This window comes from Ruegeria sp. R13_0, from assembly GCF_017743995.1.
Lineage (GTDB): Bacteria > Pseudomonadota > Alphaproteobacteria > Rhodobacterales > Rhodobacteraceae > Ruegeria.
The window spans coordinates 15,130-40,724 of the sequence record NZ_JAGHRB010000012.1; the positions used below are offsets into that span (position 1 = coordinate 15,130).

The 25,595-nt window shown below is 58.7% G+C and carries 28 protein-coding genes; 15 read left to right on the forward strand and 13 right to left on the reverse strand.

What is annotated here, in order from left to right; genetic code table 11:
* Nucleotides 1-251: 251 nt before the first annotated feature.
* The gene (locus tag J7394_RS16155) at nucleotides 252-590 is read left to right on the forward strand and encodes a hypothetical protein (protein ID WP_371812051.1); all 339 of its coding nucleotides are present in this window, start codon (nucleotides 252-254) and stop codon (nucleotides 588-590) included.
* A 45-nt stretch (nucleotides 591-635) separates the two neighbouring features.
* Nucleotides 636-1,130, forward strand: coding sequence for a copper chaperone PCu(A)C (locus J7394_RS16160; RefSeq protein ID WP_209254457.1), 495 nt, complete (start codon nucleotides 636-638; stop codon nucleotides 1,128-1,130).
* A 97-nt stretch (nucleotides 1,131-1,227) separates the two neighbouring features.
* Here the strand turns inward: J7394_RS16160 and J7394_RS16165 are convergent, their stop codons facing one another.
* Together J7394_RS16165 and J7394_RS16170 are read right to left on the reverse strand one after the other, a co-directional pair.
* The gene (locus J7394_RS16165; RefSeq protein WP_209254459.1) at nucleotides 1,228-1,836 is read right to left on the reverse strand and encodes an HdeD family acid-resistance protein; all 609 of its coding nucleotides are present in this window, start codon (nucleotides 1,834-1,836) and stop codon (nucleotides 1,228-1,230) included.
* A 67-nt stretch (nucleotides 1,837-1,903) separates the two neighbouring features.
* Nucleotides 1,904-2,590 carry an NAD-dependent deacylase gene (locus J7394_RS16170; RefSeq protein WP_209254691.1) on the reverse strand — a complete coding sequence of 229 codons (687 nt, stop codon included), beginning with the start codon at nucleotides 2,588-2,590 and terminating at the stop codon, nucleotides 1,904-1,906.
* A gap of 28 nt (nucleotides 2,591-2,618) precedes the next feature.
* On the opposite strand from J7394_RS16170, the gene J7394_RS16175 reads away from it, so the two are divergent.
* The gene (locus tag J7394_RS16175) at nucleotides 2,619-3,062 is read left to right on the forward strand and encodes a low molecular weight protein-tyrosine-phosphatase (protein ID WP_209254461.1); all 444 of its coding nucleotides are present in this window, start codon (nucleotides 2,619-2,621) and stop codon (nucleotides 3,060-3,062) included.
* On the opposite strand, the gene J7394_RS16180 is transcribed toward J7394_RS16175, so the two are convergent.
* Together J7394_RS16180 and J7394_RS16185 are read right to left on the reverse strand one after the other, a co-directional pair.
* A complete protein-coding gene (locus J7394_RS16180) occupies nucleotides 3,059-4,012 on the reverse strand; it encodes a LysR family transcriptional regulator (RefSeq protein WP_209254463.1) in 954 nt (317 codons plus the stop codon). The genes J7394_RS16175 and J7394_RS16180 overlap by 4 nt on opposite strands.
* Before the next feature lie 66 nt (nucleotides 4,013-4,078).
* Entirely contained in the window at nucleotides 4,079-4,387 is a 309-nt protein-coding gene (locus J7394_RS16185) for a hypothetical protein (protein WP_209254465.1), read from the reverse strand.
* Nucleotides 4,388-4,562: 175 nt separating this feature from the next.
* On the opposite strand from J7394_RS16185, the gene J7394_RS16190 reads away from it, so the two are divergent.
* A complete protein-coding gene (locus tag J7394_RS16190; protein WP_209254467.1) occupies nucleotides 4,563-5,186 on the forward strand; it encodes an RNA ligase family protein in 624 nt (207 codons plus the stop codon).
* 87 nt (nucleotides 5,187-5,273) lie between these two features.
* A complete protein-coding gene (gene lepA / locus J7394_RS16195; RefSeq protein WP_209254473.1) occupies nucleotides 5,274-7,073 on the forward strand; it encodes a translation elongation factor 4 in 1,800 nt (599 codons plus the stop codon).
* A gap of 48 nt (nucleotides 7,074-7,121) precedes the next feature.
* Here the strand turns inward: lepA and J7394_RS16200 are convergent, their stop codons facing one another.
* A complete protein-coding gene (locus J7394_RS16200; RefSeq protein ID WP_209254474.1) occupies nucleotides 7,122-8,063 on the reverse strand; it encodes a DUF2806 domain-containing protein in 942 nt (313 codons plus the stop codon).
* 515 nt (nucleotides 8,064-8,578) lie between these two features.
* Here J7394_RS16200 and J7394_RS16205 point away from each other — a divergent pair.
* Nucleotides 8,579-8,758: a CTP synthetase gene (locus J7394_RS16205; protein ID WP_170377967.1), complete on the forward strand. Its 180-nt coding sequence runs from the start codon at nucleotides 8,579-8,581 to the stop codon at nucleotides 8,756-8,758.
* 114 nt (nucleotides 8,759-8,872) lie between these two features.
* Here J7394_RS16205 and J7394_RS16210 read toward each other — a convergent pair whose 3' ends face one another.
* Together J7394_RS16210 and J7394_RS16215 are read right to left on the reverse strand one after the other, a co-directional pair.
* Nucleotides 8,873-9,649, reverse strand: coding sequence for a Bax inhibitor-1/YccA family protein (locus tag J7394_RS16210; RefSeq protein WP_170377970.1), 777 nt, complete (start codon nucleotides 9,647-9,649; stop codon nucleotides 8,873-8,875).
* 178 nt (nucleotides 9,650-9,827) lie between these two features.
* The gene (locus J7394_RS16215) at nucleotides 9,828-10,043 is read right to left on the reverse strand and encodes a DUF1127 domain-containing protein (RefSeq protein ID WP_170639372.1); all 216 of its coding nucleotides are present in this window, start codon (nucleotides 10,041-10,043) and stop codon (nucleotides 9,828-9,830) included.
* 123 nt (nucleotides 10,044-10,166) lie between these two features.
* On the opposite strand from J7394_RS16215, the gene J7394_RS16220 reads away from it, so the two are divergent.
* Nucleotides 10,167-11,048: a LysR family transcriptional regulator gene (locus J7394_RS16220; RefSeq protein WP_209254475.1), complete on the forward strand. Its 882-nt coding sequence runs from the start codon at nucleotides 10,167-10,169 to the stop codon at nucleotides 11,046-11,048.
* On the opposite strand, the gene J7394_RS16225 is transcribed toward J7394_RS16220, so the two are convergent.
* Entirely contained in the window at nucleotides 11,045-12,001 is a 957-nt protein-coding gene (locus tag J7394_RS16225) for an NADPH:quinone oxidoreductase family protein (protein WP_209254476.1), read from the reverse strand. The two genes, J7394_RS16220 and J7394_RS16225, sit on opposite strands and share 4 nt — an antisense overlap.
* A 326-nt stretch (nucleotides 12,002-12,327) precedes the next feature.
* Between J7394_RS16225 and J7394_RS16230 the strand changes: the two genes are divergently transcribed.
* The 3 genes from J7394_RS16230 (at nucleotide 12,328) to J7394_RS16240 (ending at nucleotide 14,988) form a co-directional block, all read left to right on the forward strand.
* Nucleotides 12,328-12,699 carry a helix-turn-helix domain-containing protein gene (locus tag J7394_RS16230; RefSeq protein ID WP_170471837.1) on the forward strand — a complete coding sequence of 124 codons (372 nt, stop codon included), beginning with the start codon at nucleotides 12,328-12,330 and terminating at the stop codon, nucleotides 12,697-12,699.
* A 45-nt stretch (nucleotides 12,700-12,744) separates the two neighbouring features.
* A complete protein-coding gene (gene hisN, locus J7394_RS16235; protein WP_209254477.1) occupies nucleotides 12,745-13,536 on the forward strand; it encodes a histidinol-phosphatase in 792 nt (263 codons plus the stop codon).
* Nucleotides 13,537-13,650: 114 nt separating this feature from the next.
* Nucleotides 13,651-14,988 carry an 8-oxoguanine deaminase gene (locus J7394_RS16240; protein WP_209254479.1) on the forward strand — a complete coding sequence of 446 codons (1,338 nt, stop codon included), beginning with the start codon at nucleotides 13,651-13,653 and terminating at the stop codon, nucleotides 14,986-14,988.
* A gap of 48 nt (nucleotides 14,989-15,036) precedes the next feature.
* Here J7394_RS16240 and guaD read toward each other — a convergent pair whose 3' ends face one another.
* Nucleotides 15,037-16,326: a guanine deaminase gene (gene guaD / locus J7394_RS16245; protein ID WP_209254481.1), complete on the reverse strand. Its 1,290-nt coding sequence runs from the start codon at nucleotides 16,324-16,326 to the stop codon at nucleotides 15,037-15,039.
* A gap of 143 nt (nucleotides 16,327-16,469) precedes the next feature.
* On the opposite strand from guaD, the gene mgtE reads away from it, so the two are divergent.
* On the forward strand, nucleotides 16,470-17,861 hold the full coding sequence (gene mgtE / locus J7394_RS16250; protein WP_209254483.1) for a magnesium transporter: 1,392 nt from the start codon (nucleotides 16,470-16,472) through the stop codon (nucleotides 17,859-17,861).
* Complete coding sequence (locus J7394_RS16255) at nucleotides 17,858-18,415, forward strand: 5-formyltetrahydrofolate cyclo-ligase (protein WP_209254486.1); 558 nt, start codon at nucleotides 17,858-17,860, stop codon at nucleotides 18,413-18,415. Before mgtE ends, J7394_RS16255 begins: the two co-directional genes overlap by 4 nt.
* A gap of 10 nt (nucleotides 18,416-18,425) precedes the next feature.
* Here J7394_RS16255 and J7394_RS16260 read toward each other — a convergent pair whose 3' ends face one another.
* The gene (locus J7394_RS16260; RefSeq protein WP_209254487.1) at nucleotides 18,426-18,659 is read right to left on the reverse strand and encodes a DUF333 domain-containing protein; all 234 of its coding nucleotides are present in this window, start codon (nucleotides 18,657-18,659) and stop codon (nucleotides 18,426-18,428) included.
* Between the two features lie 89 nt (nucleotides 18,660-18,748).
* On the opposite strand from J7394_RS16260, the gene J7394_RS16265 reads away from it, so the two are divergent.
* The 3 genes from J7394_RS16265 to J7394_RS16275 all read left to right on the forward strand — a co-directional run bounded on the left by J7394_RS16265 (nucleotide 18,749) and on the right by J7394_RS16275 (nucleotide 22,249).
* Complete coding sequence (locus J7394_RS16265; RefSeq protein WP_170377991.1) at nucleotides 18,749-19,561, forward strand: TIGR00282 family metallophosphoesterase; 813 nt, start codon at nucleotides 18,749-18,751, stop codon at nucleotides 19,559-19,561.
* 77 nt (nucleotides 19,562-19,638) lie between these two features.
* Nucleotides 19,639-21,417, forward strand: a complete 1,779-nt coding sequence (locus J7394_RS16270) for an SLC13 family permease (protein WP_209254488.1) — start codon at nucleotides 19,639-19,641, stop codon at nucleotides 21,415-21,417.
* 97 nt (nucleotides 21,418-21,514) lie between these two features.
* Complete coding sequence (locus J7394_RS16275) at nucleotides 21,515-22,249, forward strand: YbaY family lipoprotein (protein ID WP_209254490.1); 735 nt, start codon at nucleotides 21,515-21,517, stop codon at nucleotides 22,247-22,249.
* Between the two features lie 4 nt (nucleotides 22,250-22,253).
* Here J7394_RS16275 and J7394_RS16280 read toward each other — a convergent pair whose 3' ends face one another.
* The 3 genes from J7394_RS16280 to J7394_RS16290 form a co-directional block, all read right to left on the reverse strand.
* A complete protein-coding gene (locus J7394_RS16280; protein ID WP_209254492.1) occupies nucleotides 22,254-23,915 on the reverse strand; it encodes an FAD-binding dehydrogenase in 1,662 nt (553 codons plus the stop codon).
* Nucleotides 23,916-23,926: 11 nt separating this feature from the next.
* Entirely contained in the window at nucleotides 23,927-24,784 is an 858-nt protein-coding gene (locus J7394_RS16285; protein ID WP_209254494.1) for a bile acid:sodium symporter family protein, read from the reverse strand.
* A gap of 73 nt (nucleotides 24,785-24,857) precedes the next feature.
* A complete protein-coding gene (locus J7394_RS16290) occupies nucleotides 24,858-25,592 on the reverse strand; it encodes a glutamine amidotransferase (RefSeq protein ID WP_209254496.1) in 735 nt (244 codons plus the stop codon).
* Nucleotides 25,593-25,595: the final 3 nt, after the last annotated feature.

The following is a 25,595-nucleotide window of genomic DNA, read 5'->3' on the forward strand; positions in this document are numbered from 1 at the left end:
TTATCAACAACGAGTGTTGTCCAATGTCATTTAAGAGTTTCTATTTCTTTCTCTTGCTGAGTAAGTTGGCAAGTAAGACGATATCTGCATGTTCCCGGATGCAGCGCCGGGTGAACCGGTCCCATACCAGTCTCACAAAGGGAACCGTAAAGCGGCGCGGCCTGGAATACTGAAGCGATTTCGGGCGCGACGGTTTGGCGCTTGAAGCCCGTTGGCTCAGCGGCCTATATCGAGGCCGAATGATACGTTTCGTGCCTCGAATCCTGCCCGTTGTGATGTGCCTGTTGGTTGTTCTGACAGGGCAGGGAGTGGCCGTTTCGCGCGGAGTTGACCGCGCCGTAGGCCAGATGGTGCTGTGTACGGGCACTGGACCCGTTGTCGTCTATATGGATGAGGACGGTCAGCCGACAGCGCCTCCGCACTATTGTCCGGACTATGCTTTGGCTCTGCTTGGGGCGGTTCATCCGCATCCTCCGGTCATGCCTGATGCGCCGCCGATGGGTGGTGTTCAGCCGCTTGGCCGCGATGAAAACCTGATCGCGCTGCCGTTGCCGCGGAAACCGGCGCGGGCCCCTCCGACAACGGTCTGATTTTCTTTCGATACAAATCAGACCAATTGAAATAGGAGAGGCGCGATGTCCCTCAAATCCACTCTGTTCGCAACACTGGCCGGTTGCGTATTGGCCGTTCCAGCCCTCGCTGCCGATATCATCGTTGTAGACGACGCTTATGCGAGGTCGTCTGGCAAGGCGGCCAAGGCGGGCGCGGCCTTTATGGTGATACAGAACACCAGTGATACCGACGATCGCCTGATCCGTGCGACTTCGGACGTATCGGCTCGGGTCGAGCTTCACACCCATATGATCGACGATGCGGGCGTGGCCAAGATGGTGCATGTCGAGGAAGGCTTTGTGATTCCAGCGGGCGAGAGCTTTGCGCTCAAGCGCGGGGGTGCCCATGTGATGTTCATGGGTCTGAAGGACCCGTTTGAGCAAGGCGAGATGCTGCCGGTCACGCTGGTTTTTGAAAATGCAGGTGAGGTCGTGGTTGAGATTCCGGTTGATCTGGAGCGTCAGGACAAGCATGGCCATGGGCATGGTCACGATAACCACGGGTCGCATTCGAACTAGGTGAACGCCTGTCTTCGGGCCGCGTTGCGGTCGTCATCCATGCGTAAGGCCGGGCACAGAGCCCGGCCTTTTGTGTCCCTGGGCTGGTGTTGGCGCTTTAACGGTTGATGGTTTTCATGCCGACCCGGTCGCTGGCGCTGCGCAGACGGGTAGCCAGCCAGAACATCACGGCTGCAATCGCAAGGGCCGAAAAGGCGATGGCCCATCCCAGTGCGATCAATGCAACGGCTGGCCATATCATCAGGACCAGGCCGATGATCAAAGCTGCGATCCCTGACCCACGCATCGAGCCGCGCTGAGGGTCGCGCTCATTCATTTGTTGTGAAGCGGCCAGTGAGCCGATGCCAATGATCAATGCCCAGGCGCCCAGCAGGAAGAAGGCCAGCTTGACGGTGCCTTCCGGCCAGATCAGCAGAACGAGGCCGATCAGAACAGCGCCAATGGCCGCCCCGCCCAACAGCCCGCGACGACCAACCCCCAATAGAGTCAACCCGCCGTCGATGATCAACAGTGCCCCAACCAGCCGTAGCAACAGCGCGATGCTGCCCGAGGGCCAGAACAGCGCGGCGATACCAACCGCACCCGCCAGCGCCCCACGTATCAGGAACGTCCACCACAGGCTTGAGAGCTGCGCGCTCAGCCTGTCTCGCTCGGTCATGCTGCCATCGTCCAGAATCTCGCCGGATTGGGGGTTTTGGTCGGTCATATTGCGGCCTCTTGAAAAACTTGTTGAAATAGAGCGGGGTCGTCCTGCCTTGTCGTTCGCACTAGGTTTAAATCTGTAGTAAGCGATCAACCCATTTTGGCACAGTTTCGGACGCTTTGCCCAGAAGATGGTCGTCGAATCCTCCGCCTGTCGGCTCCAGATTGATCTCAATTGTGTGCGCCCCAACCGCGTGGGCTTCGTGGACGAAAGCTGCCGCTGGATAGACTTGGCCTGATGTGCCGATCGCAGCGAAGATCGTGGCGGAGGCGAGGTGATCGAAAATCTCCTCCATATGATAGGGCATTTCGCCAAACCAGACCACGTCAGGGCGTGCGGTTGGGGCGTTGCAGGCCGGGCAGGGTTCGTCCACCTCCATCTCAGGCGGAGCTGTCCAGCGGTGACCGCAGGATGCGCAGAGCGCACCGGACAGTATTCCGTGCATGTGGATCACATCCTGTGCGCCGCCGGCCTCGTGCAGCCCGTCGACATTCTGTGTGACGATCACAACCTCGCCCGGAAAGTCCCGTTGCAGCCGGGCCAGCGCCCTATGCGCCGGGTTGGGTACCACCTTGGCGGCCTGCACGCGACGGGCGTTGTAGAACCCCTGAACCAAGGCAGGGTCGCGGGCGAAACCCTCGGGCGTTGCCACATCCTCGATCCGGTGTTGCGCCCATAGGCCGCCCTCATCGCGAAAGGTGCTGAGGCCGCTTTCGGCGGAAATCCCGGCCCCGGTCAGAATGACGATCTTTTCCATATGCCCCTCACGCGCTACAGATTGGCCCATGACACATCGTATCCTCTTTGTTTGCCTGGGCAATATCTGTCGGTCTCCTGCGGCCGAGGGAGTATTTCGCGCCCGAGCACCCCATCACGCAACCGACAGCGCCGGGACGGCAGGCTGGCATATCGGCAAGCCGCCTTATGGTCCGATGCAATCCGCAGCCAAAGCGCGGGATATCAAGCTGGACGATCTGCGGGCTCGGCAATTCGTCGTTGAGGATTTCGAGCGGTTCGACCTGATTTTGGGAATGGACGCCGAGAACATCGCGAATATTGAGGCCCTGCGCCCGATCGGCAATCAGACCCCTGTGCGTCTATTGACCGATTTCGCGCCTAATGCCGGCGCGGATCACGTACCCGACCCGTACTATACTCGGGATTTCGACGGCGCGCTGGATCTGATCGAAACCGCAGTTGAAGGGCTTGCCACGCATCTTGAGGGCTAGCTGTCCATCACCTTCAACTGCCCGCCGAGCCAGGGCAGCTTGGCAATGGCCGGGTCGATCATCTGGCTTTGCATCAGCCGTCGCATCATGCCCGAGACCTCTTGCGGGACCTGATCGGACCAGTCGGTGCGGGTGAACAGCGATATCGTGCGCGAAAACGCGCCAAGCGGGCAGGGATGGGCCTGCAGGGCCTCGTGGAACCGGGCCGCGCGCATATATCCCAGCGGTGTAGTGATCGCCCAGCCCAAGCCCCGCGCCACCATCGCCATCAGGGCCAGATGTGAGCCGATCTCGAACCGCTCTTCAAACTCGATCTGTTGTCTGGCGATATGGCTCTCAATCTGACGGCTGATCAGCTGCTCGCGCGCATATCGCAGGAAAGGCAGTTTCTCGATGGCCTCGGTTCCATTGCTGACGCTGCTCGGCGCGACCAGAATGAAGGGGTCCTGCACCAGAGGATACTCTACCACACCCTCCAGCACCTCGCCGCTATGGGCCGAGACGGCCATATGCAGGCGCTGTGCTTCAAGCTCGGTAAACAGGTCAAGGCTGGGCAGGGTGATCAGTTTGAATTTCGAGCGAGTCAGGCTGTCGGCCAATAGGGTCGCAAGCCGCGGCGTCAGGTCGTTGTCGAAATCGTCGATCAATCCGATGGACAGGGTCGAGAGATGCCCCAGATCCATCACGGTCAACTCGCTCTGGGCCATCTGCAGCTCGGACAGAACCGCCTGCGCGCGGGTCAGAAAGCTGCGCCCGGCCTGCGTCAGCCGCATGGGCCTGCGCCCGTGATCCACCAGATCGGTGCCGAGGGCTTTTTCCAGATTGCGCAATTGCTGAGAAACCGAGGGCTGGCTCAGCCCAGTAATCTCGGCCGCTTGCGCCACCGATCCTGTCCGGGCCAGCGCCTCAAATACCTCAAGGCCCCGCAGGGTCAGCCCTTTCATCACCATAAGATACACCTTTCGCTGCGCCTTTTCTGGGGCGCAGCAGGCATCAGGTCAAGGTTTCAGAACGGCTTAGCTGCAGATCGCCTGCGCCATCTGACCAAAGTTCTGATACCGATCCCACAGCGCGTCATCTCGCGCCGTCTGAGACATCTTCAATTGCTGCGCCTGATGTGGGTCTTTGAACCATTTCGAGACGGTCTTCTGATCACTTCGCGTCAACGCCTGATCTGCCACGCGCTGGATGCAAGAACACCGCGACCGCGTTGCCGCCTGACGATCCGACGCCAAACACGCCCGCTTGATCTGCGATGCATCCGCAACTGGAGCCACTGTCGTCAGCGACGCCGCACAAAATGCGATAAGGAGGAACTTTTTCATGCTCATGCCTCGTTTTTGCCTGCTTGGAGGAGTCTTCTGCCCCTCTCAGTCTGCGCGGGAGTATGAATCAAAGTGGATTCGGGATCAATCGGGTGGTTCGAAAAAGTGATTGCACGCAGCTGAGATGTCGCGTTTTTTTAGGCGGCACTGTTTCGATCTCTTTCGTGAGGCCAAAATGCTAAAGAAATACGGGCGCACGTTCCACCTGCCGGACTCTCCCGGGGCCACCAGCGATGACAAGATCATGTCCAGCGTAGATGCATTGGCTTCGGCCGATGAGGTGGTATTCACCGAAAAAATGGACGGTGAGAATACAACGATCCATAGCCAAGGCTGTCACCCCCGCAGTATCGACGCGCGATACCACCCGTCTCGAGATTGGATGAAGGCTTTCGCTGCCGGAATTGCGCCACGGCTTGCTGAAGACGAGCGCATTGTCGGTGAGTATCTGTTTGCGCGCCACTCCATAGCGTACTCGGCGTTGCCGACTTACTTCCTGGGTTTCGCTTGGATAAAGGCAAAGCGCGTGCAATCTTGGGACGCGACGCTTTCACGCTTTCTCGAATTGGGGATCACCGCCGTTCCTGAACTCTATCGCGGACGGTTCTCTGCCAAGGTTGTTGCGGATGTGATTGCAGACCTGAATTTGGATGCGCAGGAGGGTTTTGTCGTTCGCACAACTGCTGGGTTCAACCAAGAAGACATGTCCACTCACCTGGCGAAATACGTGCGCGAGGGTCACGTGCAAAGTGAGACGCATTGGATGAACGCGGAGCTGGTCAAAAACAGGTTGCTCTGAACGGTCAGAGACCTCGCAATAAAAGGGCTTCGCTGCGGTCTCGTCCCACCTTGACCGCAGCCCATTTCCGACGCATATCCCCAACCCATGACAGACCTCGCTCATATCCGCAATTTCTCCATCGTCGCGCATATCGACCATGGCAAATCCACCCTTGCTGACCGGCTCATCCAAGAGACTGGAACGGTCAAGGATCGCGACATGAAGGAACAGCTGCTCGACAGTATGGATATCGAGCGTGAGCGCGGCATCACTATCAAGGCTAACACGGTCCGCATCGACTATACTGCCGATGATGGCGAGCAATATGTGCTGAACCTGATCGACACCCCCGGCCACGTGGACTTTGCTTATGAGGTCAGCCGCTCCATGCGGGCGGTTGAGGGCTCTTTGCTGGTTGTGGACTCGACCCAAGGGGTCGAGGCGCAGACGCTGGCGAATGTGTATCAGGCCATCGACGCCGATCATGAGATCGTGCCGGTGCTGAACAAGATCGACCTGCCCGCCTCCGATTGTGACCGCGTGGCTGAACAGATCGAGGATGTGATCGGTATCGACGCGACTGATGCCATTCAGGTCAGCGCCAAGACGGGGCAGGGCATCCATGAGACGCTCGAAGCCATCGTGCAGCAACTGCCCGCGCCACAAGGCACTCTGGATGCGCCGCTCAAGGCGATGCTGGTGGATTCGTGGTACGACGCTTATCTCGGCGTCATCGTTCTGGTCCGTATCATGGACGGCACGCTGAAAAAAGGGATGCGGGTCAAGTTCATGTCGAACAATACCCTGCACCATGTCGACCGCGTCGGTGTCTTCCGGCCCGAGATGGAGATGGTCGACAGCCTCGGCCCCGGTGAGATCGGCTTTCTCACCGCCTCGATCAAACAGGTCCGCGACACTCGCGTCGGTGACACCATCACCAATGACCGCAACGGGACAGAAGACGCGCTGGACGGCTTCAAACCCGCGCAGCCGGTGGTGTTCTGTGGCCTCTTCCCCGTAGACAGCTCCGAATTCGAAGACCTGCGCGAGGCGATCGACAAACTGGCGCTGAACGACGCCTCATTCTCGTTCGAAATGGAAACCTCGGCCGCGCTGGGCTTTGGTTTCCGCTGCGGCTTCCTTGGCCTGCTGCACCTTGAAGTCATCCGCGACCGCATCGAACGCGAATATGATATCGAGCTGATCACCACCGCGCCGTCGGTGATCTATCACGTCTACATGAAAGACGGCGAGATGATCGAGCTGCACAACCCCGCCGACATGCCCGATCCGTCGAAGGTCGACCATATCGAGGAGCCGCGCATCAAGGCGACCATTCTGGTGCCGGACGAATACCTGGGCGACGTGCTGAAACTCTGCCAGGACCGCCGCGGTATCCAGCTGGACCTGACCTATGCGGGCAGCCGCGCCATGGTCGTCTATGACCTGCCGCTGAACGAGGTTGTCTTTGACTTCTACGACCGGCTGAAATCGGTGACCAAGGGCTATGCCTCGTTCGACTACCAGATGACCGGTTATACCGAGGACAATCTGGTCAAGATGTCGGTGCTGGTGAATGATGAGCCGGTCGATGCGCTGTCGACCATGGTGCATCGCGACCGGGCCGAGATGCGGGGCCGGGCGATGTGCGAAAAGCTCAAGGACCTGATCCCGCGCCACATGTTCAAAATCCCGATCCAGGCCGCCATCGGAGGCAAGGTCATCGCCCGCGAGACCCTCTCGGCCCTGCGCAAGGACGTGACCGCGAAATGCTACGGAGGCGACGCCACGCGGAAACGCAAACTGCTGGACAAGCAGAAGGCGGGTAAGAAGAAGATGCGTCAGTTCGGGAAGGTCGATATCCCGCAGGAGGCGTTTATTTCAGCATTAAAAATGGACAGCTAAGGCTGTCCATTTTTAGTGACAGTGGGCAAAAGCGACTTCTACAAGAGGTTAGCTTTCCGCATCTTCGTATTGCCTACGTGGCCATGGAGAGACGACCGACCTTTTGTCGGCAATGAGATCCGATGAAAGTGCTTCAAAAACACCATCTACGACCTTGGGTCTAGCCGAGCGAGCCAGTTGCTCGCCTGCTCGAGTGAGAAGGGTATCACCAACCTGTACCTGGCGGGGAGCGTCATCGTGAAAAATGACAATGAGTTCTCCTTCCACCCCCACAATTCTCAGAACCTGATCACCTTTTTGATTGTCGCCAAAAGTGAAGTGATATCCCATAGTGTTAAAATTAATTAGACCCAGTGAAGATAGGTGTTGCAACTCTTCGAATTTTAAACCGGTTCCTTCAAGAATGGGCTTAACGCTAGGAGTCAGAAAGGGATAAATGGCCATCCCGCCCGGTGTCTTTATTCCAAAACAAAAGCTCAGGTAGCTGTTAAAAAGCCGTGCGTCTTCGGTGTCTAGACTAGAGAGTATATCTATCGTTTTTTGTGAGATGGATTTTGGGGAGTTAGCTTCGCTGGCAATTAACTTACCCCACAACTCTTGAAGCTCCTCCTCTTCGACGGTTTTGCAGTTTTCGAATACTTTGGATACAAATTGATTTGAGATATTTCCCGGATCGGAGCTTTTCGACACTGATTCAATCGCAATACTGAGAATTGACTCCATGTTTATTTGGTTTCGAATTTCCTGATCCACTAGCCTGGAGATCGCTCTTTGACCTATCTCGGTTTGTGCCATCTCTGATGCTTGGGCTAGCTTTTGCTTTTCGAGTTCACCTTTGGCCTTTGTGATTTCCGCGTCTGCTTCTGCCTTGGCAATCCTCCTGATTTGCCAAGGTTTGAAAACACCGCCTACTCCATCGCAAAATCTTTCCACCAATATCTCGGCAGGTTTGGATACGTCGCCTAAGTTAATTAGATTGTTTTCGCTCATATTTCAAAATCTTGCCTGCGCATAACTCTGAAGAATCTATGCTTGGGAAGGGGGTTCCGCAACCCTGCAGTAGCGAGCTTGGAGTGGGTGTTCACATCCATCACCCCATCGAACTCTCCATTACAATCAACCCACCCGCCCGGCGGCACCGCCGGGCCGCGCCGACCCGCCCCCTTCAAACCGAAGGTTTGCCTCCGGCAAAACGGGCGGCGCGTTTGCGCCACCCCTCGGGCCGGCGCTGCCCTCCGTTCTGTTGATCGACGGTTGCGAACGCGTTTGCGCTCCGGGGCTCCGCGCGTTTGCGGTTGAGTTCGTATACTGGACGAGCCGCTCATCCCCTCGGGTCGTTCGCGGCACTTCCATCCTCCATTCAACCGCTCCGCACGTTTCCTCGAACAGATACCCACCGACCGATGCGAGTGATTTGTGACCCCAAACCTCTGACCCAGATCAAGGACCGAATTCGATCAACGCGCTAGTGTTTCCGCACTGTTGAATATCTGAATGAGGTCGCAATGCTCCCCCTGATGTTGATCGTTCATATCTTCCTTGGCTCTACCCTCGCAGGCACAGCCGTGATTGCTGTTCTGGTGATGGGATACACCGCAGTCCTTCCAATCGTGCTAGCGGCAGCAGTGGGGTTTGTGGCGGCCTTTCCGGCCTCGTATCTGGTGGCGCGCAAGCTGGAGGGGTGACGCCCGACCATCGCTTGCGAGTTGCAGGGGGCGTCACGCATATTCCGGAAACAAAAAAACCTGCCAAGATCGGGTCCTGGCAGGTTTGAATGGTTTCTGCAGTGGGGGAGAGGTTTACTCTCGGTTCCCCAGCAGTTGCAGCAGGAACATGAACATGTTGATGAAGTCCAGGTACAGGCTCAGCGCGCCCATGATGGCGGCTTTGCCCAGCCATTCCTGATCACCGGCATGTGCCATCTGCAGATAGGTGTTCTTGATCTGCTGCGTGTCATAGGCGGTCAGGCCGGCGAAGATCAGAACGCCGATGACCGAGATCGCGAAGGCCATTGCCGACGAGGCCAGGAAGATGTTGACCACCATCGCGACGATCAGGCCGATAACGCCCATGATCAGGAAGGTGCCCATGCCCGAAAGGTCTTTCTTGGTCGTGTAGCCGTAAAGCGACAGTCCCGCGAAGGCGATCGAGGTGATCAGGAAGACCTGAATGATCGACTGACCGGTGAAGGCGATGAAAATCCAGCTGATCGACAGGCCCATCACGGCGGCGAACGAGTAGAACACCAGCTGTGCAGCCGCAGCCGACATGCGGTTGATCATGGCGCTGAAGCCGAACACAAAGGCCAGGGGTGCGAACATGATCACCCATTTCAGCGGCGAGACATAGATCGAATGACCTAGCGCGGTCAGGTAAGTGTTCGCGTTCAGTTGCGCCACGGCTGCCGACGGATCGGTGGTGATCGACAGACCCGAGATCGCCCAGGCTGCGAGGAAGGTGATGAACATGCCCACGGACATCGTGCCGTAGACTTTGTTCATATGGGCGCGAAGGCCCTCATCAATCTCGGCGGCGCGTGCGCCTGCGGCCGTCCGAATCGTATCGAATTGTGCCATTTACAAAGGTCTCCCTAAACGTATCTGCGTGCGGCCCATGAGTATTGGCCACTTTCCTGCTGAATATCGGCAACTGCAGGCTGTGTTTCAAGAGTTTCTGCAGTATTTCCGCCTAAAATACGCAACAAAAACGGCGACCTGCTGCCGCAGATCGCCTATCGCTGAAAAAACATGAGTATTAAAGACAGCTTTTCCAGAACTGCGGGGCATCCCAGATGGGGCGGCGGGCCTCGGCGTCGGCCTCGGCACGGGTGATGCCGATGTCGTTCAGGGCGCGGGCATCCAGCCGAGCCAGTTGTTGGCGTTGACGTCGTACGGACAGGACGGACCGTATCCGCGCAGACAGGGATTGTTTGTGTTGGGGGCAGGGGCGGTTCAGTGCGATCGAGTTCATGGTCTATCCTTTCGTTTTTCAGATGGTTTAAATTAGTCTCATCAACTTCCTTGATTTATATGGCGGGATGGGGCACATTTTAAAAACGAATATTTTTGATTGGATGCATAAGGATTCGTGAACATGAGAAATCTGGACATCACCACATTGCGATCCTTTGTGGCTGTGGCCGATCAAGGCGGCGTTACGCGGGCGGCGGGGTTTCTGCATCTGACGCAATCGGCGGTCTCCATGCAGTTGAAACGCCTGGAAGAGCTTTTGGATCTAGAGCTTCTGGATCGCAGCGGGCGGACCATCGCACTGACCGCCTCGGGCGAGCAGTTGCTGGCCTATGCCCGTCGGATGATCGCTTTGAACGATGAGGTAGTCTCGAAACTCACGGATCAGGCCTTTGAGGGTGAGGTGGTTCTGGGTGTCCCTCATGACATTGTCTACCCTGCGATCCCGCGTGTTCTTCAGCGGTTCAACGCCGATTTCCCACGTGTGCGCGTGCAGTTGATCTCGTCCTATTCGCTGCAGCTTAAGGATATGTTCAAGCGCGGGGAATGTGACCTGATCCTGACGACCGAACCCTCGTCATCCGACGGCTCTGAGACCATTGCCGAGTTGCCCCTGCGCTGGATCGGGGCACCGGGTGGGTCCGCCTGGCGCAAGAATCCGTTGCCGATTGCGCTGGGGCGGCGCTGTATGTTCCGCCCACAGGTTATCGCGGCGCTGGATGCCGCAGGTATCCCGTGGGAGCTTTCGGTCGAAACCGAGAATGACCGCACCATCGAAGCGACCGTCAGTGCTGATCTGGCGATTCACGCGATGCTGGACGGCACCGAGGCCGCGCATCTTGAAAAGATCGACTCAGGAGGAGCGTTGCCCGAGCTGCCTGCGCATATGATCAACCTCTACGGAGGAGAGCCGGGGCGCGATGCAGTCATCGAAGCGTTGGCGCAACTGGTGCGCCAGAATTTCCGCATGCTGGGCAGCACGCCTTTGCGGGCCGTGGTGGGCTAGGGCGTAATCACGATCTTGCCGGTGGATTTGCGCTCCTTCAGCAGGCGCAGGCCGTGTTCGACTTGGTTCAACGGCAGGGTATGGCTGATATGAGGGGTAATCTTCCCTTCGGTATGCCATTGGAACAAGGTTTGAAAACTGTTGCGCACGATGTCAGGGCGGAACCTCAAATAACCGCCGATATAGAAGCCGATCACCGTCAGGTTCTTGACCAGCAGGTGATTGGCCGGGATTTGAGGGACATCGCCACCGGCGAAGCCGATGGGCAGCAGACGACCTTCGGGGTTGGTGGCGCGGAAGGCGGCTTTGAACACGTCGCCGCCAATCGCGTCATAGACCACATCAGCGCCTCCCAACTCTTTGACGCGGGCGCGCAGGTCTTCGGAGGCGTCGATCAGGTGATCTGCCCCGGCGGCCTGTGCAACCGCTAGCTTATCCGCACCGCGCGCCTGCGCGATCACGGTCGCGCCCATCAGTTTGCCGATCTCCACCGCGGTTAGCCCGACGCCACCGGCTGCTCCGGTCACGAGAAGGGTCTCACCCGGCTGCAACCGGGCGCGATGGTCCAGGGCAAGGTGACTGGTCCCGTAGGCGATCTGAATGGCGGCGGCCTCTTCAAAACGGGTCTCTTCCGGGATGGGGATGGCCCGATCCGCGTCGAACACGCCGTACTCGGCCAACCCGTCCTGGCCCGAGTACACGGCGACGCGGTCACCAACCTTCAAGCCAGAGACTTCTGGCCCCAGTTCGTCAATAACGCCGGCGATTTCCATGCCTAAAGTGAACGGAGGATTAGGTGTATCCTGGTATGTGCCCTTCTGCATCAGTAAATCGGCAAAGTTCAGGCCACATGCTTTGATGGCGATTCTGACCTGTCCCTCGGCAGGTGTCGGCGTGGGCACTTCGACAATTCGCGCGTCGGCGCCTTTGGATTCTATGCGATATGCAAGCATGGTGGTTCATCTCGGTTTTCAGGGAATAGGTCGCGGTATCAGTGAAATTGTCAATGCATTCAGTTGATTGTGCGCGCTAACAAAGACAGTTTGGCTTGACCAAGCCGCCAAAACTTCAGACATGCACAACCATAAACCAATGTACAGAGTTTCCAATTCAACCAACTTGAAAAAAAAGTCAAAAGCGGCAATATTGGGCGGCAGTGCTGTATCGGGGGATCGCACATGTCTGGTTAGGGGAAGCTTAAGGGGGCTCTTCTAACTTCTGTTTATGTGAACAGCGCGAAATCCCGCGACAGAAGTGTGTGTAGTAGAGGAGAATACCAATGACTCATCACGTGGATGTCCATGTGGGCAAGCGTGTCCGGCATCGCCGCTGGCTGATTGGCATGACCCAACAGCAATTGGCGCAGCAAGTTGGTATCAAGTTTCAGCAAATCCAGAAATATGAAACCGGCGCGAACCGAATCAGTGCCTCCCGCCTATGGGACATTGCCGACGCGCTGGACGTACCGGTCAGTTTTTTCTTTGAGGGTCTTGAAGACGGCCAGAAGGAGAAATCCGACAAAAACGCGCTTCCTGCTGACCTGATGGGTGACAAGGAAGCCTTGGATCTGGTGCGCTCTTACTACGCGATTCCGGAAAACCAGCGTCGCCGCCTGTTTGAACTGGCACGCGTTCTCAGCGACGTTGCCTGATCACCACGGCTTGACACTGGACTTTGTTCGCAGCACCAGTGCTGCATGAGCCAGACCGACCTGACCGACCTTGAAGTTGCCGAAGAAATGGCTGACGCCGCGCGCGCAGCCATTCTTCCGTATTTCAGACAAACTGACCTCGAAACCGACAACAAGCTGGCTGGCGGGTATGACCCCGTAACTGTGGCTGATCGTGCAGCGGAACAAGCCATGCGGGCGGTTCTGGCGCAGCGTCGGCCAGAAGATGGCATTCTGGGTGAAGAGTTCGGTCAGGTTGAGGGGTCTTCGGGCCGGATCTGGGTGCTTGATCCGATCGACGGCACCCGAGGGTTCGTCAGCGGTACACCGACCTGGGGCGTTCTCATCGCTCTGTCAACGCAGGACGGCCCAATCATGGGCGTGGTGGATCAGCCTTACATCGGTGAACGGTTTGTGGGCGGTGCGGGCATAGCTCAACTGACTGGGCCTTTGGGCACAACTCCGTTAAAAACGCGTGGCACACAGGCGTTGGAGCAGGCAACCCTGTTCACGACATTCCCTGAGGTCGGCACACCCGAGGATCGTGCGGGTTTTCAAGCCGTCGCTGGGCAAGTTCAGCTCACCCGCTATGGCATGGACTGCTATGCCTACGCCCTGCTTTCTGCCGGTCAGGCAGATCTGGTGATCGAGGCCGGGTTGAACGCCTATGACATTCAGGCACCGATTGCAGTGATCGAGGCCGCAGGCGGTATTGTCACCAATTGGCAGGGTGGCCCGGCCCACAATGGCGGAAGGGCATTGGCAGCCGCCAACGCTGAAATTCACGCCGCGGCGTTGGAAATCCTGCGTAACTATTGAATGTCATTGCCGCAATGGTCGCGCGTGAGTAAACTGGACTGAGCCGGTTCTTGCGCCCGTTTTCCGCTGGCTAATGCACTCCTTGCTTGAGACGGGCAGAAGCAGGAGCGTTAAATGCCCGAAATACTGATCAAAAACGCCGACACCATCCTGACAATGGATGATGATCGCCAAGAGTTGCACGGCGCGGATATCCTGATCCGGGGCGGCCAGATCGCCGAAATCGGCCAGGGTCTGACAACAAATGGAGAGGTCCACGATGCCTCGGGCTGCGTCATCACACCCGGGTTGGTGAATACGCATCACCACCTCTACCAAACGCTGACACGGGCGGTTCCCGGCGGGCAGGATGCGTTGCTGTTCGGCTGGCTGCAGACGCTCTACCCGATCTGGGCGCGGTTCGGACCGGATGAGATGTTCACTTCGGCGCAGATCGGTCTGGCCGAACTTGCCTTGTCGGGCTGCACACTCAGTTCCGATCACCTGTACCTCTACCCGAACGGAGCACGGCTCGAGGACACGATTGCCGCCGCCTCGGAATTGGGGATGCGCTTTCACCCCACGCGCGGGGCGATGAGTATCGGTGAAAGCGACGGAGGCTTGCCGCCCGACAGTCTTGTCGAGCGTGAACAGGATATTCTCAACGACATGATCCGCGTGGTGGATGCGTTTCACGATCCTTCGGAAGGGTCTATGTGCCGTGTAGGCTTGGCGCCCTGCTCGCCCTTTTCCGTCAGCCGCGACTTGATGCGAGACGCAGTACTGCTGGCACGTGACAAGGGGGTGATGCTGCATACCCATCTGGCCGAGAATGACGAAGATATCGCCTATTCCAAAGCCCAATTCGGCTGTCGTCCCGGCCAATACGCCGAAGAGCTGGGCTGGACCGGCGCAGATGTCTGGCATGCCCATTGCGTCAAACTGGATGGGGTCGAGATCGACCTGTTCGCAAGAACGGGAACCGGAGTGGCCCATTGCCCCTGCTCGAACTGCCGCCTCGGGTCCGGCATCGCGCCAGTAAGGACAATGCGGGATCAGGGCGTAAAAGTAGGACTGGGCGCGGACGGCTCGGCCAGCAATGACAACGGAAACCTGATGCTCGAGGCGCGGCAAGCTATGTTGCTGCAGCGCGTGGTGAATGGCGCAGACGCAATGTCCGCCCGCGAAGCGCTTGAGATCGCGACACGGGGAGGAGCCGACGTGCTAGGACGTCCTGATTGCGGGCGGCTGATGCCAGGTAAACGGGCCGATATTGCTGTCTGGGATACCCGCACAAGCCTCGAAAGCGCGGGCAGCTGGGACCCGGCGGCCCTCCTTCTGGCGGGACCAATGCAGGTCAAACATCTGTTCGCCGAAGGCCGCCAGATCGTGCGCGGCGGTCAGATCACGACGATTGACCTCCCGCGCGTCATCGAGACCCAAAACCGTCTGGCTCGCGCGCTTGCCGAATAGCGGGATCCGCCCTTCATCTGGCTAATAATATCCCCGCCGAAGGCACATTCAATTGGCGACCCGCACCCCTCCGATCCAGACATCGGCAATAGCGCGGTCGTCTCCCATCATGATGGTGGGGAACACGGCCTCCCACATATCATCGGCATGTACCTCGCGCTGGGCGATAGCCGGGGTCGAGGCGAGGTCGATCACCACCAGATCGGCCTCCATCCCCGGGACGACATTCCCAATGCTGTCGTCCATCCGCAGTGTTCGCGCCGACCCGACTGTACCCAGCCAGAGCAATTGCGCCGGGTGCAGGGGGCGGCCACGCAGCTGGCCGATCTCATAAGCTGCGGCCATGGTGCGCAGCATCGAAAAGCTGGATCCGCCACCAGTATCGGTGGCCAGTCCAACGCGGTGGCCGTCCCGGATCAGCCCGTTCATATCGAACAGACCCGACCCGATAAAGGTGTTCGAGGTCGGGCAATGCACCAAACCAGCGTCCACCTCGCGCAGCCGATCCCGCTCGCGATCTTCCAAATGGATGACGTGACCATAGAGACCATTCTGTCCCAGCAAGCCGAACTTCTCATAGGTATCCAGATAGTCGCGCGCATCCGGGAACAGGGACCGGACCCATTCGATCTCATCGGTTTGCTCGCTCAGATGGGTTTGCATCAGGCAATGCGGATGCTCTGCCCAGAGCGCGCCCAAAGCCTCAAGCTGTTCGGGTGTCGAGGTGGGCGAGAACCGCGGCGTGATCGCATAGGACAGACGATCCACGTGGTGCCATTTCTCCAACAGGGCCTGAGACTGATCATAGGCCGTTTGCGCTGTATCCTGCAGCCCTTCTGGCGCGTTGCGGTCCATGCAGGTCTTGCCTGCAACAACCCGTTGCCCGCGCTGTTGGGCGACCGAGAAAAAGGCATCGACGCTTTCAGGGTGAATCGTGCAGAAACTGCACATGGTCGTCGTTCCATGCGCGGCTGTTAGATCGAGGTACCGGTTGGCGATTTCGGTGGCGTAATCGATATCGCCGAACTTCATCTCTTCGGGGAAGGTATAGGTGTTCAGCCAGTCGATCAGCCGCTTGCCCCAACTCGCGATCATGGCGGTCTGCGGGAAATGCACATGCGGGTCGACAAACCCGGCCATGATCAAGTGAGATCCGTAGTCCGTAACCTCGGCATCCGGATGCGCGGCACGCAAGCGATTCAGCGCACCGACGGCCTGGACGCGCCCATCCTCGATCACGACCGCTTCGTCGAGTTTGGTGCAGTCCGTTGGCTCTCCCTCAAAAGGGGAGCCGTCAAAACTCAGAACGCGCCCTTTCAAAAGCGTCTTTTGCGCCATTCGCCTTGTTCCTTAGCTGTTTGAGCCCGTTCATCAGCATATGCGTGCGAAAGATGAGGGTAAATCGGCGCATTGTCATTGTTTTCCGGTAGCTGCTTCTTCTAATTAGGGGCCAATGGCGTGACAAAGAACGGGAGCAGCACATGACCACAGGCATTGATGATCCCGTAACCGAGGCTGCTGACGAAAATGTCTATGCGCTGGACCGCCGCACCGTTGCGGCGATCCTGTTTGCCGTTGACGTGGATGATCGCGACAAGCTGGTCGCGTTGATGGAACCGCTGCACGCAGCCGACATCGCCGACCTTCTGGAACAGATCAATCCCTACGACCGTGCCCGCCTGATCCGTCTCTATGACAAAGAGTTCGATGGCGACATCCTGTCGGAACTGGATGAGGCCGTCCGGGAAGAGGTCATAGGAGTTCTAAAGCCTGATGTTCTGGCCGAAGCCGTACGGGACATGGAAAGCGACGATGTCGTCGACTTGTTAGAGGATCTGGAAGAGCCACAACAGGAGACGATTCTGGACGCGCTCGAGGATTCCGAGCGGGTCGCGGCAGAGCAGGCGCTCTCATACCCCGAAAACTCGGCTGGTCGTTTGATGCAGCGCGAGGTCGTCATGGCGCCCGAGCATTGGACGGTGGGGCAGGCCATTGATTTCATGCGCGCCAATGATGATCTACCGGAACAGTTCTATCACGTCGTGCTGGTTGATCCGCGCCTGAAACCGGTTGCGCAGATCACCTTGGGCAAACTGATGGCCGCGCGGCGCGAGGTGCCGCTGAGGGACCTGGCGGAAGAGGAATTCCACATCATCCCCGTCGATCAGGACGAAGAGGATGTGGCCTATGCTTTCAACCAGTACCACCTGATCTCGGCCCCCGTTGTCGATGCCGATGGCCGTCTGGTCGGTGTTATCACCATCGATGACGCCATGGTGGTTCTGGACGAAGAACACGAGGAAGACATTCTGCGTCTGGCGGGTGTGAGCGACGAAAGCTCGATCTCGGACAGTGTCGCCGCGACCAGCCGTCGGCGTTTGCCGTGGCTTGCGGTGAACCTGTGTACGGCGATCTGTGCGTCACTGGTGATTTCGCAATTCGAGGCCGCGATTGATCAGCTGGTGGCGCTTGCGATCCTGATGCCGATTGTCGCCTCGATGGGGGGCAATGCGGGGACACAATCACTGACGGTTGCGGTGCGGGCCTTGGCCACGCGCGACCTGACCGCCTCGAACGTCATGCGCGTGATCCGGCGAGAGCTGTTGGTCGGCATGCTGAACGGCCTGTGCTTTGCGATCGTTCTGGGCACGGTTGGAATGCTCTGGTTCGATTCGCCTCTGCTTGGGGTCGTGATTGGGTCAGCTTTGGTCGTGAACATGATCATCGCGGGCTTTGCAGGTACGGTAGTACCGGTCTTGCTGGACCGAATGGGCATTGACCCGGCGCTGGCATCGGGGACGTTTGTGACAACCACAACGGATGTCATGGGCTTCTTCATCTTCTTGGGACTTGCCAGCGTGGTGCTTCTGTGACCGATCTGACTGAAATCAAAGCGATGGCGCGCAAGGCTGCGTTTGCCCGTCGCAAAGCGGCGTTTGATGCCTCTGTGCCGGGCTCTGCGGGCCGTTTGTCCGAGATACTGGCAGGTCACCGGGGCGTGCCCATGTCAGGCTATATGCCAATCCGGACAGAGATCGACCCGCTGCCTGCAATGGCTGAGGCCACAGCCTACGGTCCCGTTGGTGTGCCGGTGATTCAGGCCGCGGGGCAGCCGCTGAAATTCTCGCGTTGGACGCCTGAGGGCGCTTTGAAGGACGGACCGTTCGGGGCGAAAGTGCCCGAGATCGATGACTACTTCGACCCCGAAATCCTGATTGTCCCGTTGGTGGCTTTTGACGCCAAGGGCGGCCGCCTTGGCTACGGTGGCGGGTTCTACGACCGCACCTTGGAAGGGCTACGCGCCAAACGCCCAACCCTGGCGATCGGCTTTGCCTTCGATGGGCAAGAGGCCGAAGGGCTGCCGTTGGAGTCCACCGATCAGCCACTGGATATGGTTGTCACGGAAAGCCGTGTTCTGACGTTCTAAGGCTGCCTTGTTAGATCGAGTGGTTTTCGCGGAAGTATTCCCAAGCGTCTACCTCGCGGCCACTAGCCAATATGCAAACGCCGGTTTGCCCGTCGGCACCGTCGCGGATTTCATACTTGCCACCGCTTTCCACGCAGAATGTGGCCGCAGGGTTGGCAATCTGCGTGTTGGAATCGCTCGTGGCCGCTTGATCGCAAGCGGCAAGCGCAGTGAGGCCAAGGACAGACAATAGGATACGCGACATAAAGTTTCTCCGCTCTAAAGGGCTTTGACGGTTTATTACGGCAGCATAACCACTTGTGCTTCGCGTTGACCAGACTTACGACCGTTGGGATGAGGATACTTTTTCTGGGTGACGTCATGGGCCGCGCGGGACGCACGGCCATCCAACAGCATCTGCCGCGTCTGCGCGACGAATGGCGGTTGGATTTTGTTGTGGTCAATGGCGAAAACGCCTCGAACGGGATGGGGCTGTCGGGGGATCATGCCAAACTGCTGCTTGATGCGGGCGCGGATTGCGTGACGCTGGGCGATCATGCTTTCGACCAGAAAGACATGCTGCAACACATCGAGAAAGAGTCGCGCATCGTGCGCCCGGTGAACTTTGCCAAAGGCGCACCGGGGCGGGGTCATCGCCTGTTCAACGCACCCGGAGGGCGCAAGGTTCTGGTGGTTCAGGTTCTGGGCCAGGTTTTCATGAAGCGGCCCTTTGATGATCCGTTCTCGGCGGTCGAGCCGATCCTGAAGTCCCACCCACGCGGCGGGCAGGCCAACGCCATCATCGTCGATATGCATTGTGAGGCGACCTCTGAGAAAATGGCGATGGGCCACTATTGCGACAAGCGCGCCAGCCTTGTGGTGGGCACGCACACGCACGTACCGACGGCGGATTCGCAGATCCTGCCCGGCGGCACCGCTTATCTGACGGATGCGGGGATGTGCGGTGACTATGACTCGGTCATTGGTATGGACAAGGTCGAACCGATGCGTCGGTTCATCACCGGTATGCCCAAGGCGCGCTTTTCTCCGGCCAACGGTGAGGCAACCCTCAGCGGAGTGTTCGTCGAGACCAATGATCAGGATGGCAGCGCAAAATCAGTGCGCATGGTCCGCGTGGGCGGTCGGCTGGAGCAGGCCGGGCCGTAAATGCTTGCCCTGACCCGCGCAATGCGGGAAACTGGATGTCAGGCGCTTGGGCCTAAGGTTCGGACTGAAAACCACGAATGCAATTCCTCTCATTGACAGACACGGGCAGCGCGATACTGGCGCTTTTGGTTGTCGCGGGCATGTTCGTCATGTTCCTGCGCGAGGTCTACCCGACCGAGGTCGTGGCCATTGGCGGCGTCGCACTGATGCTGGTGACGGGCATTCTGCCCTATCAAAGCGCGCTGGCCGTGCTGTCCAACCCCGCGCCTTGGACGATTGCCGCGATGTTCATTATCATGGGGGCCTTGGTGCGGACCGGAGCGCTGGATGCGTTCACCTCAACGGCCCAGAAGCAGGCGCAAGTAAACCCGCGCATAGCGATTGCCTTGCTGATGGGGTTTGTGGTGGTGGCGTCCGCGGTGGTGTCGAATACGCCGGTGGTTGTTGTAATGATTCCGGTCTTTGTTCAGATCGCCCGCACGCTGAATGTGCCTGCCTCGAAGCTACTGATCCCGCTCAGCTATGCCGCCATTCTGGGCGGTACGCTGACCCTGATCGGGACCTCGACCAACCTGTTGGTGGACGGTGTGGCCCGGGCGCAGGGCATGCAGGCGTTTACGATTTTCGAAGTCACGCCGCTGGGGATCGTGCTGGTGATCTATGGCATGGTCTACCTGCGCTTCATCGCGCCGCGCCTGTTGCCGGACCGGGACAGCATGGCCTCGATGCTGAGCGACCGGTCCAAAATGAAGTTCTTTACCGAGGCCGTCATTCCTCCGGAAAGTAACCTGATCGGGCGTGAGGTCACCGGCGTGCAGCTGTTCAAGCGCCCCGGTGTGCGCCTGATCGACGTACTGCGCGGCGATGACTCGTTGCGGCGCAACCTCAAAGGGGTGACGTTGAATGTCGGCGACCGGGTGGTTCTGCGCACCGAAATGACCGAGCTTTTGAGCCTGCAGAGCAACAAGGAGCTCAAGCGAGTCGATCAGGTCTCGGCAGTTGAAACCAAAACGGTCGAGGTTCTGATCACTCCGGGTTGTCGTATGGTGGGGCGTGCGCTGGGTACGATGCGTCTGCGCCGCCGCTATGGTGTCTATGTGTTGGCGGTGCATCGGCGGAACCAGAATATCGGATTGCAGCTCGATGAACTTGTTGTGCGGGTGGGGGATACTCTGTTGCTCGAAGGGTCTCCGGCTGACATCCAGAAGCTGGCCGCCGATATGGACATGGTCGATGTCACCCAACCCTCGGCGCGGGCCTTCCGTCGAAGCCATGCGCCGATTGCGATTGGTTCTCTGATCGGGATCGTGGTTCTGGCGGCGCTGGGTGTTGCACCGATCCTGCTTCTGTCCATCCTAGCCGTCGCTGCCGTTCTTCTGACGCGCTGCATCGACGCGGATGAGGCATTTTCGTTTGTCGAGGGCCGCCTGCTAGCGCTGATCTTTGCCATGCTGGCCATCGGGGCCGCCTTGGACGCGTCGGGCGCAGTGTCCCTGATTGTCGAAGCGATTGCACCGTCGCTGAGTGTTTTGCCGCCGTTCCTGATCATCTGGGCAGTGTACCTGCTGACCTCGGTTCTGACCGAGCTGGTTTCAAACAACGCGGTCGCCGTGGTTGTCACGCCGATTGCAATTGGTCTGGCGCAAGCCGTTGGGATGGACCCGCGTCCACTTGTGGTTGCTGTCATGGTCGCGGCTTCGGCTTCTTTCGCGACGCCGATCGGGTATCAGACCAACATGATGGTATATGGTCCCGGCGGCTATCGGTTCACGGATTTCATGAAGGTCGGTATTCCACTGAACCTGACCGTTGGACTGTTGGCATCGCTTCTCATTCCGCTGTTCTGGCCTCTGTAAGATCGGCACTGACCCGCCGTCATTTTGCGGTGCCTCTTGCAAATCTTGGCCGATACACAAAGCTTTATGAATGTGTTTATGACAAGAGGATTGGACCATGCCTGCAAAAGGAACCGCAGTGGCCGCGATCGCCTGCGCGATGATGGCGAGCACCGGCTTTGCCGGAACAGTCGAAGGCTCGGCCAGCTATCGCGAAAGGATCGCCGTTCCGACCGATGCAACCCTGTTTGTTGAGCTTCAGGATGTCTCGCTTGCCGATGCGCCAGCCGTGACGCTGGCGGCACAGCGCTACGCTCTGTCTGCCGTTCCCGCGCCCTTCAAGCTGAGCTATGACGACGCTCTGATCAAGGACGGGCACCGGTACTCCGTGAGGGCGACGATTACTCAGGGGCAAAAGCTGCTGTTCACTACGGACACGGCCTATCCGGTAATTTCAGATGAGGCCGGGAACTCCGTCGATTTGCTGCTCGTGCAAGTTCAGGCGCAGGGGGCGACAATGCTGGAGAATTCGGACTGGATCGCGGCATCGCTAAACGGTGAGCCCATTGAAACGGAGAGACGGCCGGAGCTGATCTTTGGCCAAGGCGGCGTGTTCTCGGGCACCGGCGGATGCAATCGGTTCACCGGTCAGGCCGAGATCTCAGGCAACCGGATCGAGTTTCCCGACAATATGGCGGCGACCCTCATGGCTTGCCCGCCACCTTTGGATGAGATCGAACGCGCCTTCCTAAAAACAATGCAGAGCGTCACCACCTTCGCCATACAGGGCGACGCGTTGGCCCTATTGGATGAGGCGGGCGAACCCGTCATCAAACTGGTCCGCAAGCAGTGACGCGTCAGGCCACAGCGCGGGATCGCCCTGCGTTGCGGCCTGAGAAGATGCAGCCGCCAAGGAAGGTGCCTTCAAGCGCGTTGTAGCCATGATAGCCTCCGCCGCCGAAACCGGCGACCTCGCCGGCGGCAAACAGGCCGGGCACCACTTGTCCGTCCTCTCCGATCATCTGACTATCCAGATTGGTCTGCAGCCCGCCAAGCGTCTTACGGGTGAGCACGTGCAGCTTGACCGCAATCAACGGGCCGTTTGAGGGATCGAGGAACTTGTGCGGCTTGGCCGTCCGTATCAGCTTGTCACCGCGATAATTGCGCGCCGCCAGAATCGCCATCATCTGAGCGTCTTTCGAGAACGGATTGTCGACCTGGGAATCCCGCGCCTCGATCTGCGCCCTCAGATGGGCCTCATCAATCAGACCTCCGCCCAACTGGTTCATCCCACTGACCAGCTCGGTCAGAGTGTTCGCGACGATGAAATCCTCGCCCTTTTCCTTGAACGCCTCAACGGGGGCCGTGGCTTTGCTGCCTGACAGGATTCGTTGGCGGATCACCTCTTTCCAACTGCCCGAGGTGAAATCGGGGTTCTGTTCCGACCCCGACAGGGCAAATTCCTTTTTGATGATCTTCTGAGTTAGAACGAACCAGCTGTACTCGTGTCCTGTTTTCAGAATTTCGCGCAGCGTCCCTAGCGTGTCGAACCCAGGCAAGCAGGGCGGTTGCAAGCGGTTGCCCTTGGCATCGAACCACATCGAGCTTGGACCGGGCAGGATACGAATCCCGTGCGAGGGCCAGATCGGATCCCAGTTTCGCACGCCTTCCGTATAGTGCCACATGCGGTCGCCGTTGATTACATGGCCGCCTGCCTTTTCGCTGATCGGGATCATGCGCCCATCGACGTGGAACGGGACACCTGCGACCATGTCTTGCGGAGGTTCGCCCAGTCGGTCGCGGGGCCAGTTCTTGCGGACCATCTCAAAATTCCCGCCGATCCCGCCCGAGGTGACGATGACCGAAGGGGCGTAATATTCGAACTCGCCCAGCTCTTCGCGGTTGGTTTTGGCGCCGCGCTGGGCTGTATCCTCGGCCAGAACTTCGCCCGAGACACCTTTGGCGCAGCCGTTTTGCATGATGATGTGGCTGACCTGATGGCGGAACTTCAGCTGGATCAGCCCGGCGCTGACATGTTCTTTCACGCGGCGGATGAAATGCTCCAGCACGCCTGGGCCGGTGCCCCAGGTGATGTGAAACCGCGGGACCGAGTTGCCATGCCCGTCCGCATAGGAGCCTCCACGCTCGGCCCAACCGACCACCGGGAACCAGCGCAGACCCATGTCATGCAGCCAAGGACGCATTTCCCCTGCGGCGAATTCAACATAGGCTTCGGCCCATTTCCGGGGCCACAGATCGTCGTCGCGATCAAATTGCGCGCTGCCCATCCAATCCCGCAGGGCCAGGTCGTGGCTGTCCTTAATGCCCATCCGGCGCTGCTCGGGCGTGTCGACCATGAACAGGCCGCCGAGGCTCCAGAACGCTTGCCCTCCCAGGAAGCTCTCGGGTTCCTGATCCACAACGATCACCGACTTGCCCCGGTCGCCCAGCTCAGCCGCAGCTGCCAGCCCGGCCAATCCGCCTCCGACAACGATCGCATCTGCCGTGTTATTGGCCATGTCAGGTCCTTTCAGCGTTTGCGAAACCAAAGGAGGAAGGGGAACACAACGACATACATAGTGACGCCATAAACCGCCGAGGGCAAAGCCAGAGTGCTGAACCCGGTCTCGGTCCCCGTGATCAGCGCCGCCAAGGTCAGCCCAAGGGTCGAGTTCTGGATGCCGGTGTCAATCGAGATGCTTTTGCACTCGGCCCAGGACAGGTTCGCGGCGCGCGAGACACCCAGACCGATCAGAAGCAGGGCGATATTCAAAGACACCAACCCGGTGCCCATGATGCCAAGGTTCTCAATGAAGAGCTGCCAGTTCCCAGCCACGGCGGCGATGACGATCAGCAGGAACAGAGCGCCAGCCAGTTTGGACAACCCGCCCTCGATCCGGTTTGCAAACCCCGTTGCAAATCTGCGAACTGAGATGCCGATGGCGACGGGCAGGGTCGTGATCAGGAACATGGCAATCGCCAGCCCGGTGATCGACACTTCGGGCGCGTCCTCGCCCATGAAATGCGCGATTGTCCAGGCGGCCAGGATTGGCACAGTCAGGATCGACAGGATACTGATCACCGCCGTCAGGCTGACCGAAAGCGCCACATCGCCCTTGGCAAATTTCGTCAGGATGTTGCTGGTTACACCACCCGGGCAAAAACTGAGCAGCATGAAGCCGACGGCAATCTCCGGCGGCAGACCTAGCAGTTTGACGGTTGCAAACGCGGCGATTGGCAGCAGCACGACCTGACACAGCGCTCCGATTGCAAACGGGTACTTGCGGGTCAGGACGCGTCGAAAATCGGCGATCTCAAGCCCGATACCCAACGACAGCATGATGATGGCCAGCGAAACAGGCAGGCCGACATTGATTAGAAAATCCAAGAACAACTCCTCCCAAAGTCGTTTCAATGCAGACTAAGCGAGGGGGAAACCGTCAGGCAACCGCGTCGTTAGGTCATCTATAACGTTCTACAAACCGGCGCAGGATTTCGCCCGGCTGTGTGACGTCGGCGGCGTTGCAGATATCGATCAGGCGCTGGGCGTCCTCGGGCGGGAAATATCCGTGGTGTTTGTAGATGTTGATGCGCTGCTCAAAGTCTTTGGCGTCAGCTTCCGGATGGAACTGAGTCGCATAGACGTTCTGCCCCCAACGGATCATCTGAAACGGGCAGGGGTCTGAGGCGACAAGATGCACGCATCCATCAGGCAGGGTCTGGACGGCCTCTTTGTGGCCGACGAAGGCGTCGAACTTGGGCGAAAGGCCCGCAGTCAAGGGATCAGCGGCGCCGTCCTCTGTCAGATGGCATGCCGAGGGGCCAACCGGTTCGCCGAACTTGGCCTTGCTGACGTCGCCACCCAGATGCGCGGCCAGAACGCCTAACCCATAGCAGCAACCCATAAAGGGGTGATCCTGTGCCGTGATCTGAGGCATCAGCCCCATGACCGCGTTTTCGATCTTTGTGTCCAACTCGGATTTCGTTGCTGGATCGTCGCTGACGCAACCCGGACCTCCGCCGACGATGACACCCGCGTAGTCGGTGACATTCAAGCCTTTGGGCAGGTCTTCGCAATCCAGCCGGATGCGGTGGGTTTGCTCGGGCGTCAGGCCGGTTTTGTCGAGGATCGAGGCATATTCGGCATCCGATGCATCAGCTTCGGGGCGCAATTGTAGGATCAGAAAGCGTTTCATGAG

Excerpts from the sequence above, each read along its gene's own strand:
- J7394_RS16160 (WP_209254457.1), top strand. The coding sequence starts at position 636 with ATGTCCCTCAAATCCACTCTGTTCGCAACACTGGCCGGTTGCGTATTG.
- J7394_RS16165 (WP_209254459.1), bottom strand. The coding sequence starts at position 1,836 with ATGACCGACCAAAACCCCCAATCCGGCGAGATTCTGGACGATGGCAGC.
- J7394_RS16170 (WP_209254691.1), bottom strand. The coding sequence starts at position 2,590 with ATGGAAAAGATCGTCATTCTGACCGGGGCCGGGATTTCCGCCGAAAGC.
- J7394_RS16175 (WP_209254461.1), top strand. The coding sequence starts at position 2,619 with ATGACACATCGTATCCTCTTTGTTTGCCTGGGCAATATCTGTCGGTCT.
- J7394_RS16180 (WP_209254463.1), bottom strand. The coding sequence starts at position 4,012 with ATGGTGATGAAAGGGCTGACCCTGCGGGGCCTTGAGGTATTTGAGGCG.
- J7394_RS16185 (WP_209254465.1), bottom strand. The coding sequence starts at position 4,387 with ATGAAAAAGTTCCTCCTTATCGCATTTTGTGCGGCGTCGCTGACGACA.
- J7394_RS16190 (WP_209254467.1), top strand. The coding sequence starts at position 4,563 with ATGCTAAAGAAATACGGGCGCACGTTCCACCTGCCGGACTCTCCCGGG.
- lepA (WP_209254473.1), top strand. The coding sequence starts at position 5,274 with ATGACAGACCTCGCTCATATCCGCAATTTCTCCATCGTCGCGCATATC.
- J7394_RS16200 (WP_209254474.1), bottom strand. The coding sequence starts at position 8,063 with ATGAGCGAAAACAATCTAATTAACTTAGGCGACGTATCCAAACCTGCC.
- J7394_RS16205 (WP_170377967.1), top strand. The coding sequence starts at position 8,579 with ATGCTCCCCCTGATGTTGATCGTTCATATCTTCCTTGGCTCTACCCTC.
- J7394_RS16210 (WP_170377970.1), bottom strand. The coding sequence starts at position 9,649 with ATGGCACAATTCGATACGATTCGGACGGCCGCAGGCGCACGCGCCGCC.
- J7394_RS16215 (WP_170639372.1), bottom strand. The coding sequence starts at position 10,043 with ATGAACTCGATCGCACTGAACCGCCCCTGCCCCCAACACAAACAATCC.
- J7394_RS16220 (WP_209254475.1), top strand. The coding sequence starts at position 10,167 with ATGAGAAATCTGGACATCACCACATTGCGATCCTTTGTGGCTGTGGCC.
- J7394_RS16225 (WP_209254476.1), bottom strand. The coding sequence starts at position 12,001 with ATGCTTGCATATCGCATAGAATCCAAAGGCGCCGACGCGCGAATTGTC.
- J7394_RS16230 (WP_170471837.1), top strand. The coding sequence starts at position 12,328 with ATGACTCATCACGTGGATGTCCATGTGGGCAAGCGTGTCCGGCATCGC.
- hisN (WP_209254477.1), top strand. The coding sequence starts at position 12,745 with ATGAGCCAGACCGACCTGACCGACCTTGAAGTTGCCGAAGAAATGGCT.
- J7394_RS16240 (WP_209254479.1), top strand. The coding sequence starts at position 13,651 with ATGCCCGAAATACTGATCAAAAACGCCGACACCATCCTGACAATGGAT.
- guaD (WP_209254481.1), bottom strand. The coding sequence starts at position 16,326 with ATGGCGCAAAAGACGCTTTTGAAAGGGCGCGTTCTGAGTTTTGACGGC.
- mgtE (WP_209254483.1), top strand. The coding sequence starts at position 16,470 with ATGACCACAGGCATTGATGATCCCGTAACCGAGGCTGCTGACGAAAAT.
- J7394_RS16260 (WP_209254487.1), bottom strand. The coding sequence starts at position 18,659 with ATGTCGCGTATCCTATTGTCTGTCCTTGGCCTCACTGCGCTTGCCGCT.
- J7394_RS16265 (WP_170377991.1), top strand. The coding sequence starts at position 18,749 with ATGAGGATACTTTTTCTGGGTGACGTCATGGGCCGCGCGGGACGCACG.
- J7394_RS16270 (WP_209254488.1), top strand. The coding sequence starts at position 19,639 with ATGCAATTCCTCTCATTGACAGACACGGGCAGCGCGATACTGGCGCTT.
- J7394_RS16275 (WP_209254490.1), top strand. The coding sequence starts at position 21,515 with ATGCCTGCAAAAGGAACCGCAGTGGCCGCGATCGCCTGCGCGATGATG.
- J7394_RS16280 (WP_209254492.1), bottom strand. The coding sequence starts at position 23,915 with ATGGCCAATAACACGGCAGATGCGATCGTTGTCGGAGGCGGATTGGCC.
- J7394_RS16290 (WP_209254496.1), bottom strand. The coding sequence starts at position 25,592 with ATGAAACGCTTTCTGATCCTACAATTGCGCCCCGAAGCTGATGCATCG.